General features: G+C 68.4%; 13 protein-coding genes. 10 read left to right on the forward strand and 3 right to left on the reverse strand.

The window, feature by feature from the left end:
- The first annotated feature begins 221 nt into the window (after positions 1–221).
- The 5 genes from ABT114_RS00810 to ABT114_RS00830 are packed head-to-tail and all read left to right on the forward strand — an operon-like array spanning position 222 to position 7,253.
- Positions 222–1,511: an extracellular solute-binding protein gene (locus ABT114_RS00810; RefSeq protein ID WP_351137083.1), complete on the forward strand. Its 1,290-nt coding sequence runs from the start codon at positions 222–224 to the stop codon at positions 1,509–1,511.
- A 6-nt stretch (positions 1,512–1,517) separates the two neighbouring features.
- The gene (locus ABT114_RS00815; protein ID WP_351137085.1) at positions 1,518–2,462 is read left to right on the forward strand and encodes a carbohydrate ABC transporter permease; all 945 of its coding nucleotides are present in this window, start codon (positions 1,518–1,520) and stop codon (positions 2,460–2,462) included.
- The gene (locus ABT114_RS00820; protein ID WP_351137087.1) at positions 2,462–3,403 is read left to right on the forward strand and encodes a carbohydrate ABC transporter permease; all 942 of its coding nucleotides are present in this window, start codon (positions 2,462–2,464) and stop codon (positions 3,401–3,403) included. Before ABT114_RS00815 ends, ABT114_RS00820 begins: the two co-directional genes overlap by 1 nt.
- Entirely contained in the window at positions 3,400–5,979 is a 2,580-nt protein-coding gene (locus ABT114_RS00825; RefSeq protein ID WP_351137089.1) for a beta-galactosidase, read from the forward strand. The genes ABT114_RS00820 and ABT114_RS00825 overlap by 4 nt, the downstream gene beginning before the upstream one ends.
- Before the next feature lie 35 nt (positions 5,980–6,014).
- Positions 6,015–7,253, forward strand: coding sequence for an ROK family transcriptional regulator (locus tag ABT114_RS00830; protein ID WP_351137091.1), 1,239 nt, complete (start codon positions 6,015–6,017; stop codon positions 7,251–7,253).
- Positions 7,254–7,550: 297 nt separating this feature from the next.
- On the opposite strand, the gene ABT114_RS00835 is transcribed toward ABT114_RS00830, so the two are convergent.
- Positions 7,551–9,734 (reverse strand): MMPL family transporter, encoded by a 2,184-nt coding sequence (locus ABT114_RS00835; RefSeq protein ID WP_351137093.1) that lies wholly within the window; start codon positions 9,732–9,734, stop codon positions 7,551–7,553.
- Positions 9,735–9,739: 5 nt separating this feature from the next.
- Positions 9,740–9,955 (reverse strand): hypothetical protein, encoded by a 216-nt coding sequence (locus ABT114_RS00840; protein ID WP_351137095.1) that lies wholly within the window; start codon positions 9,953–9,955, stop codon positions 9,740–9,742.
- 203 nt (positions 9,956–10,158) lie between these two features.
- Between ABT114_RS00840 and ABT114_RS00845 the strand changes: the two genes are divergently transcribed.
- Positions 10,159–11,334 carry a sensor histidine kinase gene (locus ABT114_RS00845; protein WP_351137097.1) on the forward strand — a complete coding sequence of 392 codons (1,176 nt, stop codon included), beginning with the start codon at positions 10,159–10,161 and terminating at the stop codon, positions 11,332–11,334.
- Positions 11,309–11,980 carry a response regulator gene (locus ABT114_RS00850; protein WP_351137099.1) on the forward strand — a complete coding sequence of 224 codons (672 nt, stop codon included), beginning with the start codon at positions 11,309–11,311 and terminating at the stop codon, positions 11,978–11,980. The genes ABT114_RS00845 and ABT114_RS00850 overlap by 26 nt, the downstream gene beginning before the upstream one ends.
- Before the next feature lie 145 nt (positions 11,981–12,125).
- Here ABT114_RS00850 and ABT114_RS00855 read toward each other — a convergent pair whose 3' ends face one another.
- On the reverse strand, positions 12,126–12,908 hold the full coding sequence (locus tag ABT114_RS00855) for a GntR family transcriptional regulator (protein WP_502987248.1): 783 nt from the start codon (positions 12,906–12,908) through the stop codon (positions 12,126–12,128).
- A 280-nt stretch (positions 12,909–13,188) separates the two neighbouring features.
- Between ABT114_RS00855 and ABT114_RS00860 the strand changes: the two genes are divergently transcribed.
- The 3 genes from ABT114_RS00860 to ABT114_RS00870 are packed head-to-tail and all read left to right on the forward strand — an operon-like array spanning position 13,189 to position 16,205.
- Complete coding sequence (locus ABT114_RS00860) at positions 13,189–14,208, forward strand: sugar ABC transporter substrate-binding protein (RefSeq protein ID WP_351137103.1); 1,020 nt, start codon at positions 13,189–13,191, stop codon at positions 14,206–14,208.
- A gap of 6 nt (positions 14,209–14,214) precedes the next feature.
- On the forward strand, positions 14,215–15,288 hold the full coding sequence (locus ABT114_RS00865; protein ID WP_351137105.1) for an ABC transporter permease: 1,074 nt from the start codon (positions 14,215–14,217) through the stop codon (positions 15,286–15,288).
- A gap of 5 nt (positions 15,289–15,293) precedes the next feature.
- Complete coding sequence (locus ABT114_RS00870) at positions 15,294–16,205, forward strand: ATP-binding cassette domain-containing protein (RefSeq protein WP_351137107.1); 912 nt, start codon at positions 15,294–15,296, stop codon at positions 16,203–16,205.
- Position 16,206 lies beyond the last annotated feature (1 nt).

Raw genomic sequence — 16,206 nt, forward strand, 5'->3', positions numbered from 1 at the left:
GATAAAAAGCTCCGGGGGGCGTCGGCGTCAAGGGCGGTGCGCTGATCGGCCGGCTGTGCTCCCTGGTGCGGCCTACCGGTGGGGCACGGTTTGAAACTCGTAGGAAACAAGGGCTTGTGGACGAATTAAAACGGGGGTTAATTTAACCGCCACTCGAACCCCCGGGTCGGTAGGACCGGCCGCGTCCCCGTCGTTCGTACACCTCAAGAGAGGGCACAGCCATGCCGTTTGACAGAGCGCAGGTTTCACGTCGGAGCTTTCTCGGTCTGGGAGTCGCGGCGGCGGGCGTCATCACGCTCACGGCGTGCGGGTCCGGCTCCGGCGCCGGTTCGAGCGGTCCGCTCGTGATGACGGTCTGGGGTGGCGACACCGACCGGAAGACGTACCAGGCGCGCATCGACCTGCTGGTGAAGAAGTACCCGGACCTGAACGTGAAGCTTCAGCTCATCCCCTCCGACTCGTACGCGCAGAAGGTGCAGACGATGATCGCGGGCGGCAGCGGCCCGGACATCATGCAGGTCGCCGAGGACGTCAACACCTACTCCAGCAAGGGCCAGCTCCTGGCGCTCGACGACCTGGCGAAGAAGGCCGGGCTCGACGCCGAGGAGCGGTTCGGCCCGGTCGGCACGATCTACTCGTACGAGGACAAGACGTACGCGATACCGGACCGCTCCGGCGCGGTCACCGTGTACTACAACAAGGACCTGTATGACAAGGCGGGCATCGACGCGCCCACCGCGGACTGGACCTGGGACGACGCGCTCGCCGCCTTCAAGGAGCTCACCGTCCCCGGCAAGCAGTGGGGCTACGGCGGCGCCGAGTGGTACCCGCAGTGGTGGTCGCTCGCCTACCAGAACGGCGGCACGATCATCGACGACAACGGCCGTCCCGCCGTCGACAGCGACGAGGTCGTCGAGGCGCTCCAGTGGGCGGGCGACCTGGTCTTCAAGCACAAGGTCGTGCCGAGCAAGGCGGACTACGCCGACATGGGCTCCGAGGTCGGCGCCGACCAGGCCTTCCCGCTGCAGAAGATCGCCACCCACGCCAACGGCTTCTGGGTCATCGCAGGGCTCACCGACGCGAAGTTCGACTGGGACATCGCCCCGATGTGGCGCGGCAAGAAGCAGGCCGTCTCGGCGTTCGGCAGCGGACTTGCCATCTCCCGTACGTCCAAGCAGCGCGACAACGCTTTCAAGGCCATCGACTTCCTCACCTCGCCCGAGGCGCAGAAGCTGATCATCTCCACCGGTGAGGACGTGCCGGCCAGCCTGGAGGTGCAGAAGAGCGACGCGTTCCTCAAGCCGGCGTGGATGAAGAAGGACATCAACATGGCCGCGTACGGCGAGTCCAGCGAGTTCGTCCTGCGCTCCCCCTTCATCCCCGAGCGGACCGAGATGATCTCGGCCATCGACTCCCACCTCGCCAACTTCTGGCTCGGCAAGGAGAGCGCGAAGAAGGCGCTGACCGCGCTGCAGAAGGACCTCGAGTCCATCATCAAGTCGGCGAGCTGACCGGCCATGACCGCACCAGCTGTCTCCCGGCCGGGCACGTCCCGGCCGGGCTCCTCCAAGAGGCGGCGCCGTGAGGCGCTCTGGTTCTATCTGTTCGTCTCGCCGTGGATCATCGGGTTCCTGGTCTTCATGTTCGGGCCGATGATCGCGTCGGTGTACTACTCGCTGACCGACTGGGACTCGTTCACCTCGCCCACCTGGGTCGGGCTGCAGAACTACGTCACCCTGCTCACCGACGACGACCGGTTCTGGAAGGCCCTGTGGCACACCTTCTACTACGCGGCGGTCTCGGTCCCGCTCGGTCTGGTGCTCGGCCTGTGGCTGGCAAACCTGCTCAACAAGCAGGTACGGGCGCGCAAAGTGCTGCGCACGCTGATCTACCTGCCGACCCTCGTCCCGCTCGTCGCCACCGCGATGATCTTCCGGCAGGTGCTCGCCCCGCACGGTCCGCTCAATAAGGCGCTCGGGATGATCGGCATCTCGGGCCCGGACTGGCTCCTCGACGGGTCCTGGGCGACGCCCGCGCTGATCGTGATGTCCGCATGGAGCGCGGGCAGCGCCACCGTCCTGCTGCTCGCCGCGATGAAGGGCATCCCCAAGGAGCTGTACGAAGCGGCCGAGGTCGACGGCGCGGGCGCGGCACGCCAGTTCTGGAGCATCACGCTGCCGCATCTGACCCCGATCATCTTCTTCAACCTGATCATGGGGATGATCGGCGCCTTCCAGGTCTTCGCGCAGGTGTACATCCTGGTGCCGAAGGGCAAGCTGCGCGCCGCGTACGACGGGGCCGAGACGATGGTGCCGTACCTCTTCGACGAGGCCTTCGGCAACTACCACATGGGGTACGCCTCGGCGATCTCCTGGCTGCTCTTCCTCGTGGTGCTCGTCTTCACGCTGATCGCATTCCGCACCGCACGGCGCTGGGTGTTCTACGAAACCGAGGTGAAGTGATGGCCGGCCTTCTGACCACCACTCAGGCGCCGCAGCGGACCCGTGACGGCGGCGGCCCGGGCGGCAAGGCCCGCGGCAGGCACGGACCGGGCACGATCCGGGCGTTCCGGGCCACCCCGTTCACGTACGCGACGCTGATCGTCGTGGCGGCGATCCTGACGATGCCGCTGGTGTTCGTCGGGTCGATCGCGCTGTCCAGCGACGCGACCGTGAACACCGGCTCGTTCACGCTCTTCCCGACCGAGTTCCACTGGGAGAACTTCACCCGGGTCTTCAGCACCGAACTGCCGATGGGCCGCTTCCTGATCAACTCGGTGATCATCTCGCTGTGTTCGGTCGCCGGGCAGATGCTCTCCAGCGGCCTGGTCGGCTACGCGTTCGCGCGGCTGCGGGCCCCCGGCAAGAACGCGCTGTTCCTGATCGTCATCGCGACGATGATGATCCCGACCCAGATCACGATGATCCCGCAGTTCATCCTGTTCCGGGACCTGGGCTGGGTGAACACCTACCTGCCGCTGATCGTGCCGAACTTCTTCTCCAACGCCTTCAACGTCTTCCTGGTGCGGCAGTTCGTCTCCCGGCTGCCGAACCAGCTCGACGAGGCGGCGATGGTCGACGGCCTCGGCTTCTTGGGGATCTACCGGCGCATCATGCTGCCCCTGCTGTGGCCGGTGCTCATCGCGATCGGCATCTTCACCCTGACCCACACCTGGGGTGACTTCATGGGCCCGCTGATCTATCTGAACGACGAGTCGAAGATGCCGCTCTCGCTCGGCGTGCAGTACATCACCAGCACGGGGGCCGCGGGCCAGTCTCCGCCGTGGAACCTGGTGATGGTCGGCTCGATCCTGCTCGCGGTGCCGATGATCATCGTCTACTACCTCGGTCAGAAGTACCTGTACGAAATGGACATCAGCGGCGGAAGCGCGGGAGTCAAGTGAGTCATCCGACCATCCTCAACAACAGCGTCGAGCTCGACGCCCGGGGAATCTGGACCGACGGCAGTCCGCGCGTCGTGCTGTGCGCGTCGCTGTTCTACTTCCGTCTTCCCCGGGAGCAGTGGCGTGCGCGGCTCGAACAGGTACGAGCGTCCGGATACACCTGCGTGGACGTCTATCTGCCGTGGAACTTCCATGAGACGGCGCCCGGCCGCTGGTCCTTCGAGGGCCGACGTGACGTCGCGGCCTTCCTGGACCTCGCGCAGGAGACCGGGCTGTACGTCATCGCACGGCCGGGCCCCTACATCTGTTCCGAGTGGGACGGCGGCGCGCTGCCGTCCTGGTTGGGCCTCGACCCCGACCTGCGGGTCCGTCAGCACGAGCCGCGGTTTCTCGCCCAGGTCACCGCGTGGTTCGACCAGGTGCTGCCCCTGCTGGCCAACCGCCAGTACCAAGCGGGCGGCCCGGTCATCATGGTGCAGCTGGAGAACGAGCTGGACTTCTTCGACTGCGAGGACCGCACGGGGTATCTGACCGCGCTGCGCGACCAGGCGGTCCGGCACGGCATCACCGTGCCGCTGATCGCCTGCGCCGGGCAGGGTGACCTGGCGGGCGCGACCGGGAACGTCCCCGGCGTCGTACCGGCGTTCAACTTCTATCCGGACGACGACTCGCCGCACATCGAGCCCGAAGTGCGCCGCTACGCCCAGCTGGTGGCGGACCGGGACCTGCCGCTCCTGGTCACCGAGACCAACCGGCGGCACCGCACGCTGCGTCGGCTCCTCGCGAGCGGCGCCTCGCTGATCGCGCCCTATCTGCAGTCGTCCGGGTGGAACTTCGGGTACACGCCCTCCAGCGGGAACTGGGGCAGTCCCGGCAACTTCATGAGCCACGGCTACGACTTCGGCGGCTATGTCTCCTCGACCGGTGCCGAGCGTCCGGAGTATGCCGAGGCGCAGGTGCTCGCCCGCGTGATCGACACCCTGGGCGCGCAGCTGGCGCACGCCACGTCGAGCGTGCCGCGTGGGGAGGTGACCACGGACTTCCCGACCAGCTCGTCCCTGTCCTCCCTCGACCTGCGCGACGGCGGCCAGCTCGTCGCCGTACCGCATCTGGGTGCGGAAGCGGGCCGGGCCGTCGTGGACGGCATACCGGTCGCCGTCGCCGCGGACTCCTGCCCCCTCATGCTGGTGGACGTACCGCTGCGGTCCTGGGGGCACGACGCGACGCTGACCCTGGCCTCCGCGGATCTGGTGGCCGCGGCGGACGGCGTGCTGGCGTTCTCCTCCAGCGTGCCGGTCACCGTGGTCATCGGCGAGCAGCAGGTCGAGATCCCGGCGCCGACGGTCGGCATGCACCGGCGGACCACCGTTTCAGGGCTGGTACTCGTCGCGCTGGCACCGTCGGACGCCGCACGCCTGCAGCGGATCGACGGCGACGGCACCGTGCATCTGGCCGACGCACCGCACCGGCCGAGCCCGGCCCCGCCCACCGCCGCGGCCACCGCCCGTCGACGGCCGGCCACCGCACCCGAGCAGCCCGCGGGCACCCACCGAGTGCCACCGACGCTGGAGTCCCTGGGCGTCTACCGGGGGCGCGGCATCTACCGAGCCACCGCCGACCTCGGGGACATCGACGAGCTGCTGCTGGTCGGCGCGGCGGACATCGTCGACCTGACGATCGCCGACCGGGTGCATCCCTCGCTCGCCCGCTTCGGTGCCACGGAGCGCATCGACGTCCGCGAGGCGACGGGCCGCGCCGCCATCGAGGCCGTCGTGGAGATCTGGGGCCACGCCAACTTCGACGACGCGCGCCTGCCCGCACTCCGCCTCGGCGCGTTGCGCGGCCTGGGCACGCTGTGGAAGATCCGGGACACGCAGGACGTTTCGGCCCTGTGGACGGTGCAGGGCCACTGGGCCGGGGAACCGGCGCCACTACGCGTGCTGGGCGGCTGGAGCAGCACCCGCGTCGCCGTCCCGCTCACCTACACACGCACGATGCGGTCGGCCACCGCGTCCGCGCTGCATCTGCAGGGGGTGGTCGAGCCGCTGCGGGTACGCGTGGACGACGGCGAGCCGGTCACCGTCCACACCGAGAACCCCTGGGTACTGCTGCCCGCCGGCACCCATCAGGTCTCGATCACGTTGCCGCACCACCCGAGCGGCCACGACCTGCGCGCAGAACTGCTCGTGCTGGAATCGGTCGAGGACTGGTCGTGCGCGGCGCAGGACGACGACCTGCTGACCAGGTTCGCCGGGCAGTCCGGCCCCACCGAGGAGATCCAGCTCCCGCTGGCGCTGAAGCCGGGCGAGGAGGTGTGGCTCGACGTCGACCTGCCGCCCGGCCACAACGGTTTCCGGCTGTGCCTCGACGGTTCGCAGATCCGTGTGACCGGATGGGCCGGCGCGGAGTGCATCGGCCGGACCTGGATCGGTGAGCGGCCGGCCTTCTCGGGCGGTGACCCGGATTCACTCTGGATTCCGCCGGGATGGTCCGGTCTGACCCTGTTCGTCCAGGGCATGCAGGGGCCGGGCGAGTCGGAGCTACGTACCCTATGGCTGAAGTCGGAGACCGATTGAGGACCGATTGACGACCGATCCATGAGGGGGAAACGGTGGCGCGGCGTACGGCTCGTGATCTTCGTAGTGAGAACCGCTTCGAAGTCCTGCACGCACTGTTCGACATCGGGCCGTCCACTCGACAGGAGCTCGCCCGGCGCACCGGGCTCAGTCCGGCGACCGTGGCGACACTGGTCACCGAGTTCCTGTCCGAGGGCGTGCTGCACATCGCCACCGTGGAACGCAACACCGTGGGACGGCCCTACGAGCGGCTCACCATCAACCCCGACCGCGGCCGTATCGTCGGCGTCGACGTAGCCGAGACCTACGTCGACGCCACGGTGTACGACCTCGGGCTCGGCGTACTCGGCCACGGCGAGGTCGCCCTCGACGAGCACGAGAACGGCCAGTCCTACGTGGTCGACGGCATCGTCCGCGCCATCGAATCGGCGGTCGAGGCCAGCGGAACCGAGCGCGCACACATCATCGGCGTCGGGGTCAGCATGCCGGGCCACGTCCACCCCAACGCCGGTGTCTCGGTCTTCGCACCGAACTGGGACTGGCACGACGTCCACATCGAGGAACTGCTGGAGAAGCGCCTGCGGATCCCTGTGTACGTCGACAACCCGCTCAAGGCCGTGATCCTGTCCGAGATGTGGTTCGGCGTCGGGCACGTCGTCGACAGCATGGCCGTCGTCAACCTCGGCACCGGCGTCGGCGCCGGCATCGCGATCGAGGGATCACTGATCCGCGGCGTCACCAACAACGCGGGTGAATGGGGCCACATGCTCCTGCAGCTGGACGGCAGGCAGTGCCGCTGCGGTCGGCGCGGCTGCGTCGAGGCGTATCTCGGAGTCCACGGACTCGAGATGACGCTGACCGAGACAGCCCCGGAACATCCCGCGCTCCGCCAGTCAGGGCAGCGCGACTTCGTCAAGGCGGTCGCCGACGGCCTGGCGGCAGGCGATCCGACGCTGAGCGATCTCGTCGGCCGCACCGCGCGCTACCTCGGCGCGGCCCTCGGCGACCTCGTCAACCTGCTCAACATTCCGATGGTCACCCTGACCGGCTGGACGTCCGACGCACTGGCGCAATGGCTCGTCCCCGCGGTACGCGACGAACTCCCCGACCATGTGCTCCCCGGCTCACTGCCCGACCTCACCGTCGAGGCATCCCGGGTCCCCGGCAACGCTGTGGCGCTGGGCATGGCGGCGTTCACGCTGGAACAGTTCCTCGCCCGACTCGGCCTGGCCAGCTCCGCCAGCACCCGGGCCCAGCCCGGGGGTGACGGGTAGCCGGAAGGGCGTTCAGCAGGTGGCGGCGGCGTCGGTGCGCAGGGGTGCGGCGGTCTTCGCGGTGATGTCGTCGTAGGTCACTCCGGGTGCGGTCTCGACGAGGACGAGGCCGTCGGGGCTTCGGAACTGACGTCCATCGCCGGCAGGTTCGGCTATTGCAGCGTGCGGAATGCCTTGCTGACGAACGTCACGTGCCGTGCCGCTTCCCGTATCCGGCGCGTAGGCGGTGCGGGCGTGGCTGCGATGTCGCCCGCACCGCCTACGCACTGCGGAGGTGAGGTGGATCTGGCGGTGATCTCAGCTGTGCTCGGGGCGTTCGATGGACACCTTGGGCAGTTTTCGGGCCAGCGACGCAGGCAGCCACCAGGCCCATGTGCCGAGCATCTGCATGACGGCGGGGACGATGAGGCATCGGATGACCACGGCGTCGAGAAGGATGGCGACGGCCAGGCCAAGTCCGAACTGCTGGAGCATGCGGTCGGAGCTGAGTACGAAGGCTGCGAAGACGACGATCATGATGGCCGCAGCTGCGGTGATGACCTTGCCGGTTGAAGCGAGCCCTTCGCGTACGGATTGCGAATGGTCTTTGGTACGGGTCCATTCTTCGTGGATGCGTGAGATGAGAAAGACCTCGTAGTCCATGGACAGCCCGAAGACGATCGCGAAGATCAGCGCTGGGATGAAGGCTTCGATGGGGCCTGGCTGCGCTCCGAACCAGCCGTGCTGGAACACCAGGGTGATCACGCCGAGCGCGGCGGAGATGGACAGCAGGTTCAGGATTGCTGCCTTCACGGGGATCCAGATGGATCGGAAGACCAGCAGGAGCAGGAGTGAGGAGACACCGACGACGACGGCGACGAACAGGGGCAACCGGTTGGCGAGTGTTTCGGAGACGTCCTGGGAGGCGGCAGTGGCACCGCCGACCAAGACCTCGGCGCCGGTGGTGTGCTCCAGGGGCGGGGCCACGTCGTCGCGCAGATGGTGGACGAGGTCCACGGTCCCCTCGTCTTGCGGGGAGGTCGTCGGGTAGACGAAGACGGTGGACAGGGCGCCGTCCTCAGAGGACATCGCAGGGCTGGCCTCGGCGACGCCGTCGGTGGTGGCGAGCTTTGCCCGAACGGTCTCGCCGGCGTCTTGATCGCCCATGACCAGGACGATGAGCGGACCGTTGAAACCGGGGCCGAAGCCCTCGGCAAGCAGGTCGTATGCATGGCGGGAGGTGGTCTCCTCGGGGTCGTTGCCGGAGTCGGCGAAGCCCAGGCGCATGCCGAGTGCCGGTGCGGACAGTGCCAGCAGGGCGATCACGCCGACCAGCAGGGTCGGGATCGGGCGTCGCTGTACGGCGCGTGCCATGGCGCGCCAGCGGTTGCCCTCGGTCTTGCCCTTCTCGGCGGCCTTGGCCTGCTGGTTGAGGACATGGCGCTGGATCCGTGTACCGAACAGCGCCAGCAGCGCGGGCAGCAGCACCAGGGAGGCGGCCATCGTGATCAGGACAGTGATGGCCACGGCGAGGGCGATGCCCTGCAGGGAGCCGAGCCCGAGAGCGACCAGGCCCAGCAGGGCGACGATGACGGTGCAACCGGCGAAGAAGACCGTGCGGCCGGCGGAGTCGAGGGCCTTGCGGCCGGCCTCGGCGGGCTGGACACCGGCCAGGAGTTCTTGGCGGTAGCGGTAGAAGATCAGCAGGGCGTAGTCGACGCCGACGCCGAGGCCGACGAGCATCAGGATGGGCGGGGTGAAGTCGGCGACGGTGAAGATGTGCGAGGCCAGGGCGATCAGGCCGATAGCGCCGCCGACCGCGAACAGCGCGGTGATCAGCGGCAGTGATGCCGCCAGCAGCGAGCCGAACAGCAGTACAAGGATGACCAGGGCGGCCACGATCCCGGCGAGTTCGGCGGTCGGTCCTGCCTTGTCCTCCGCATTGCGCGCGGCCTCGCCGCCCACCTCGACCTGGAGGTGAGTGGTGGCGATGCTTTGCGCGGTGTCGATGATCCTGGCGACGTCCTCCTTGGGGACCTCCTCGGCCTTACCGTCCAGCGTGACGGACGCGTAGGCGATCGTGCCGTCCTTGGACACCGCTGAGGCATCGGCGAACGGGCTGCGCACGTCGGCGACCCCCGCCATGCGCTTCACCTCGGCCAGCATCGGCTCGACGCTGTCCTTGGCGCTTTTGACACCGGCGGTGTCTTTGAAGACGATCTCGACGCTGTCGCCCGCCTGGTCGCTGCCGTGCTTCTTGAACAGGTCGGTGGCCGCCTGGGAATCGGTGCCCGGCAGTGAGAAGTCGTTCTTGTATGCGGAGCCGGCAGCGGTCGAGCCCAGCGTGATGGCAGCCACGACAGCCACCCAGAGCACGATGGCGGCCCAGCGATGGCGCTGCGCCCAGCCTGCCAGGGCACCGAACCGTCCGACGGGCGCGGACTTGCCGGCCTGTGGCGCAGGCGGGGTGAGGGACGCGGCGGAGCCGCGGGGGGAAGACACGATGCCTACCTCGAATTCGAGCGAGTGTTGCCTGGAGTCACCGCCACGCCCACGACCGCGCCGACCAGTGCGGGTACACCGATCGCCAGCCCAGCGAACACACCACCGACCGTCATCGAGAACGTTCCGGCAGCGGTGACCAGCAGAATTCCGGCAGCGGCACCCACGAGTGCGCCGACGAAGGCAGCACTGATCCGGGTGGGAGTGATGGACGACGACATGCCCTCGATCGTGCCCGCGCGCCCCGGGTGCGGGCGTCGGCCCACGGCTGACAGCCGGCCTACACCAGCAGCAGGAGGCGGTTGCCGCGCCGTACACCAGCAGATGTACGTCCCGGCCGGCGCGTACATCCCCAGCACACACCCTTGGCGCAAATGCGAACATAAAGCCCTAGGTGCAACGGTGCCGCAGGCAGAATGAAGCAATGCCGCACCTCGATGTCACCCGCCTCCACCTGCCCACGGGGCCGCGCGCCGACATGGCGCTCGCCGGGGTCGTGCTGGTGCTGGCGGGGGTGGCCGAGGGGCAGCGGCTGGGCCCGGACCGGCACGCGACCACGTCCGTGATCGGCTCCTGGCTGCTGGCGACGGCGGTGTGCGCGGCGCTGCCGATGCGCCGCCGCTACCCGGTGGCGGTGGGCTGGTTCGCGGTGCTGGGCACGGGTGTCTACTACCTGCTGAGCACGGTCGACGGCCCGCTCGTCGTGATCCCGATCGCCGCGCTGTACGCGCTGGCCGCCCAGGGGCGGATCCAGGCGTCGGTCGCCATGGCGGCGGTGATGGTCGTCGGGGTGGGCGCGGGAGCCCTGGCCGGCACCGGTGACGTCACCGGCACGGCGGTCTTCATGCTGACCGGCTGGCTGGTCGCCGTTGTGGCTCTGGGTGCGATGCACCACGGCCGGGTCGCCTACGCCGAGGAGGAGGCCAGACTGCGAGCCACGCAGGAGCGGCTGCGCATCGCCCGTGAACTGCACGACGTGATCGGTCACAGCATGTCGATGATCCACGTGCAGGCGTCCGCCGCCCTGCACCGGATGAAGAAGGACCCCACCCAGGCACAAGACGCACTGGCCGTCATCAAGCAGGGCAGCAAGGAGGGCCTGCAAGAACTGCGCGCCACCCTCGGTGTACTGCGTCAGGTCGACGAAGAAGCCCCCACCACTCCCTCACCAGGTCTGTCCAGGATCGACGATCTGGTCTCCTCAGCCGCTCGGGCGGGCCTGGACGTACGCACCGAGCAGAGCGGAGCCCACTTCGCGCTGCCGGCAGCAGTGGACCTCACCGCCTATCGCATCGTGCAGGAATCACTGACCAACGCCGTCAAGCACAGCGAGGCCCAGCACGTCGTCATCCGACTCCACTACGGTGAGCGGAAACTGACGCTCACCGTCCAGGACGACGGGCAGGGTGCGGCCCTCGCCGGGCATGCAGGCGGCAGTGGGATCGCGGGCATGACAGAACGGGCCCGCGCGCTGGGCGGAACGTTGAGCGCCGAGCCGGGCAGTGCGGGCGGGTTCATCGTGCGGGCCCAGCTACCGTTCTCAGACCACCACGAGCCGATCAGCGGAGCAGTTGATGATCAGGATCCTGCTGGCGGATGACCAGCGCCTCGTCCGCGCGGGGATCCGCAGCATCCTCGATGACGAGGACGACCTTCACGTGGTCGCCGAGGCCGCCGACGGGCACGCCGCCCTCGCTGCCTGCCGCGAACTGCAGCCCGACGTGGTGCTGATGGACATCCGCATGCCCGGCATGGACGGGCTCGAAGCCGCTCGTCGCATTGCCGACGACGAGCGGCTGGCGGCAGTGAAGGTGGTCATGCTGACGACTTTCGACCTCGACGAGTACGTGTACGGGGCCTTGCGAGCCGGCGCCACGGGCTTCCTCGTCAAGGACACCGAACCGGCAGAACTCCTGCACGCGGTGCGCGTCGCGGTGCGAGGTGACGCGCTCATCAGCCCCTCCATCACCCGCCGACTCATCGCCGAATTCGCCAACCGGCCGGACAACTCCCGCAAGCCCGACCACCGCCTCGATGCCCTGACCAGCCGCGAAAGTGAAGTCATGCATCTGATCGCTGCCGGATGCACCAACGACGAAATTGCCACACAACTGGTGGTCTCCCCTCTGACCGCGAAGACCCATGTCAGCCGCATCATGGCCAAACTCGGAGCCCGGGACAGATCCCAAGTCGTGATCATGGCCTATGAGTACCGAATGGTCAGCCCCGGTTGGCTCACGGACTGAGCAACCCCCACAGCGCAAGTCACCCGCTCCTACGACTTGCGGATTTTCCTTCGGGCGACCTCCGCTGCGTAACGCGCCGCGCCCGCGTCGTCGGCCAGGACCAGGGTCGGGGCCGGCGCCAGGCGGACTCTGTTCACCGACAGGACTACGGTCTGACCAGCAACTGGAAGTCGAACGCGTACCGGGACGCGCGGTAGATGTGCGTGCCGTACTCGACGGCCCGACCGGTGTCGTCGTACGCCGTGCGCGTCATGGTCAGCAGTGCCGCCCCGGCCTTCTCGTCGAGGCGGGCGGCCTCCTCGGCGGTGGCGGAGCGGGCGCCGATGGTCTGGCGGGCGCTGTGCAGGGTGATGCCGGCGGAGCGCATCATCCGGTACAGGCCGGTCGACTCGAGCCTGGTGTCGTCGAGTCCCAAAAGGCCGGCCGGCAGGTAGTTGCACAGGAACGCCACCGGCCGGCCGTGCGTGCGGCGCAGCCGCTCCAAGGCCGTGACCTCGTCGCCCTCCGCGATGCCGAGGGCGGCGGCCACGTCGGCGGCCGCCGGGACCGCCGCGTTGCGCAGCACCTCGGTGGTCGGGCCCTGCCCGGCCGCCTCCAGGTCGTCGTAGAGGCTGCTGAGCTCCAACGGGCGCTTGACCTGGGTGTGCACCACCTGGGTGCCCACCCCGCGGCGGCGGACCAGCAGCCCCTTGTCGACCAGGGACTGGATGGCCTGGCGGACCGTGGGCCGGGACAGCCCGAGGCGTACGGAGAGGTCGATCTCATTGCCCAGCAGGTTGCCCGGGACGAGGGACCCGTGCTCGATCGCCGCCTCCAACTGCTGTGCGAGCTGGTGGTACAGCGGGACCGGGCTGGTGCGGTCCAGGACGAAGCGCAGGGAGTCGAGCACCGGGCACCTCCAATCGCTCAGGGGTACGCCCGGCCGCAGCGGGTAGGTCGATCGCGACGGGCGAGTCTTGATCGGGTCGCCTCCCAGGTGTAGGCGCCGGCGCCCGGGACTGTCAATGGTTTGTACTTACATTCGGACCTTGTTGTGAAATGATGTCTTAACAAAGTATTGACAGCGAGCGCGCCACGGGATTGGATCCGGTCCCAACGCAACAGCCGTTCAGCCGTTCTCGCGGCCCGGTCCCGGGCCCCCCGGATCTTCGTGGATCCACTCCCCCTTTCCCGTCGTTCCCCCGGTCGCACAGTGAGGTGCAGGAAAGATGGATCGCTCGTCGCATGTCCGCTCCCGCAGGCTGGCCCCCGTGGTGGCCCTGGCCGCCGCGGCAGCTCTGACCCTCGCAGGCTGTTCCAGCAGCTCCGGCGGCAAGAAGGCCGAGGAGGGCGGGGACAACGCTTCCGCGGGCAAGGCCACCACGCCCCGTATGACGGTCGCGCTCGTCACCCACGCCCCGCCCGGCGACACCTTCTGGGACACCGTCCGCAAGGGCGCCCAGGCGGCCGCCGCCAAGGACAACATCGAGCTCGTCTACTCCAGCGACCCGAACGCGGGCAACCAGGCCAACCTGGTCCAGAACGCGATCGACCAGAAGGTCGACGGCATCGCGATCACCTTGGCCAAGCCCGACGCCATGAAGGACGTCGTGGGCAAGGCGAAACAGGCCGGCATACCCGTGGTGGGCCTCAACTCCGGTCTGAGCGACTGGAAGTCCCTCGGGCTGCTGGAGTTCTTCGGCCAGGACGAGAGCGTCGCGGGCGAGGCGTTCGGCGACAAACTGAACGCGACCGGCGCCAAGAAGATCGTCTGCGTGATCCACGAGCAGGGCAACGTCGGTCTGACCCAGCGCTGCGACGGCGTGAAGAAGACCTTCAAGGGCACCACCGAGACCCTCTACGTCAACGGCACCGACATGCCCTCGGTGAAGTCGACGATCACCGCCAAGCTCAAGCAGGACAGCGGCATCGACCATGTCGTCACGCTCGGCGCGCCGTTCGCGCTGACGGCGGTGCAGTCCGTGTCCGACGCCGGCGGCAAGGCCAAGGTCGCCACCTTCGACCTCAACAAGCAACTGGTCGCGGGCGTCCAGGACGGCAGTATCGAGTTCGCCGTCGACCAGCAGCCCTACCTCCAGGGCTACCTGGCGGTCGACTCCCTGTGGCTCTACAAGAACAACGGCAACTACAGCGGCGGTGGGGAGCAACCGGTGCTGACCGGACCGGCCTTCGTCGACAAGTCCAACGTCGACACGATCGCCGCGTTCGCCGCGAAGGGCACCCGGTGATCTGAGATGACCCAGGCAACGGCGCCGGCGGCGAGCTCCTCGTCGCCGGCCTCGCCGGCCGGCCGGAAGGACGGACGCACCGCCCAGCGCTCGCTGTGGCGCCGGCTACTCGCCCGCCCGGAGGTCGGCGCGCTCATCGCCGCGATCGGCGTGTACGTCTTCTTCTTCGTGGCGGCCCCCTCCTTCCGTGACGCGGGTGCCCTGTCCACCGTGCTCTACCAGGCCTCCGTCATGGGCATCATGACGCTGCCGGTGGCCCTGCTGATGATCGGCGGCGAGTTCGACCTGTCCGCCGGCGTCGCGGTCACCACCTCCGCGCTGACCGCGGCCATCCTGAGCTTCCAGCTCTCGGTGAACGTGTGGACCGGGGTGATCGTGGCCCTGATCGTCTCCCTCGCCGTCGGCGCCTTCAACGGCTGGCTGCTGATCAAGACCGGACTGCCCAGCTTCCTGGTCACCCTGGGCTCGTTCCTGATCCTCCAGGGCGCCAATCTCGCCGTCACCAAGATCTTCACCGGCAACGTCGCCAGCGACTCGATCGCGGACATGGACGGCTTCGACCAGGCCAAGAGGATCTTCGCGTCCGAGTTCACCATCGGCGGGGTGAACTTCAAGATCACCATCATCTACTGGCTGGTGTTCGCCGCGGCCGCGACCTGGCTGCTGCTGCGCACCAAGTTCGGCAACTGGATCTTCGCGGTCGGCGGCAACAAGGACAGCGCCCGCGCGGTCGGCGTGCCCGTCAGCTTCACCAAGATCGCCCTGTTCATGGGGGTGGGCGCCGGTGCCTGGTTCGTCGGCATGCACCTGCTGTTCTCGTTCAACACCGTGCAGTCCGGCGAGGGCGTCGGGAACGAATTCCTGTACATCATCGCCGCGGTCATCGGCGGCTGTCTGCTCACCGGCGGCTACGGCTCCGCGATCGGCCCGGTCATCGGCGCCTTCATCTTCGGCATGGTCAACCAGGGCATCGTCTACGCCAACTGGAACCCCGACTGGTTCAAGGCGTTCCTCGGCGTGATGCTCCTCGTCGCCGCCCTCGTCAATCTGTGGGTCCGCCGTACGGCGACCCGGAGGTGAACCCCATGACAAGCAACGGAACCGGCACGCACGGAGCCATCCTCAAGGACACGGCCCCCGAGAAGGACGCCCCCGTCGTCGAACTCCGCAACGCCGGCAAGTCCTACGGCAACATCCGCGCGCTGCACGGAGTCGACCTGACGGTCCACCCTGGCCGGGTGACCTGCGTCCTGGGTGACAACGGCGCCGGCAAGTCCACCCTCATCAAGATCATCTCCGGTCTGCACCAGCACACCGAGGGCGACTTCCTCGTCGACGGCACGCCGGTGCGCTTCAGCACCCCGCGCGAGGCCCTCGACAAGGGCATCGCCACCGTCTACCAGGACCTCGCGACGGTCCCGCTGATGCCGGTGTGGCGCAACTTCTTCCTCGGCTCCGAGATGACCAAGGGCCCCTGGCCGCTGCGCCGCCTCGACATCGAACGCATGCGGCAGACCGCCGACGAGGAACTGCGCAACATGGGCATCGTCCTCGACGACCTGGAGCAGCCCATCGGCACGCTCTCGGGCGGCCAGCGCCAGTGCGTGGCGATCGCCCGCGCCGTCTACTTCGGCGCCCGCGTCCTCATCCTGGACGAGCCGACGGCCGCCCTCGGCGTCAAGCAGTCCGGCGTCGTGCTGAAGTACATCGCCGCCGCCCGCGACCGCGGCCTCGGCGTCATCTTCATCACCCACAACCCCCACCACGCCTACATGGTCGGCGACCACTTCAGCGTCCTGCGCCTGGGCACCATGGAACTCAGCGCCGACCGCAGCGAGGTCAGCCTCGAAGAACTCACCAACCACATGGCCGGCGGCGCCGAACTCGCCGCACTCAAGCACGAGTTGGCGCAGGTCCGCGGTGTCGACGTCGAGGAGCTCCCCGAAGCGGAGGACCTCACCGCACCCGCGCCGGCCTCTTCCGAAGGGACCTCCTGAC

Source organism: Streptomyces sp. NPDC002088, from assembly GCF_040296605.1.
Taxonomy (GTDB): Bacteria; Actinomycetota; Actinomycetes; order Streptomycetales; family Streptomycetaceae; genus Streptomyces.

Coding starts and splice junctions, on each gene's coding strand:
- ABT114_RS00810 (WP_351137083.1), top strand. CDS start 222: ATGCCGTTTGACAGAGCGCAGGTTTCACGTCGGAGCTTTCTCGGTCTG.
- ABT114_RS00815 (WP_351137085.1), top strand. CDS start 1,518: ATGACCGCACCAGCTGTCTCCCGGCCGGGCACGTCCCGGCCGGGCTCC.
- ABT114_RS00820 (WP_351137087.1), top strand. CDS start 2,462: ATGGCCGGCCTTCTGACCACCACTCAGGCGCCGCAGCGGACCCGTGAC.
- ABT114_RS00840 (WP_351137095.1), bottom strand. CDS start 9,955: ATGTCGTCGTCCATCACTCCCACCCGGATCAGTGCTGCCTTCGTCGGC.
- ABT114_RS00845 (WP_351137097.1), top strand. CDS start 10,159: ATGCCGCACCTCGATGTCACCCGCCTCCACCTGCCCACGGGGCCGCGC.
- ABT114_RS00850 (WP_351137099.1), top strand. CDS start 11,309: ATGATCAGGATCCTGCTGGCGGATGACCAGCGCCTCGTCCGCGCGGGG.
- ABT114_RS00860 (WP_351137103.1), top strand. CDS start 13,189: ATGGATCGCTCGTCGCATGTCCGCTCCCGCAGGCTGGCCCCCGTGGTG.
- ABT114_RS00865 (WP_351137105.1), top strand. CDS start 14,215: ATGACCCAGGCAACGGCGCCGGCGGCGAGCTCCTCGTCGCCGGCCTCG.
- ABT114_RS00870 (WP_351137107.1), top strand. CDS start 15,294: ATGACAAGCAACGGAACCGGCACGCACGGAGCCATCCTCAAGGACACG.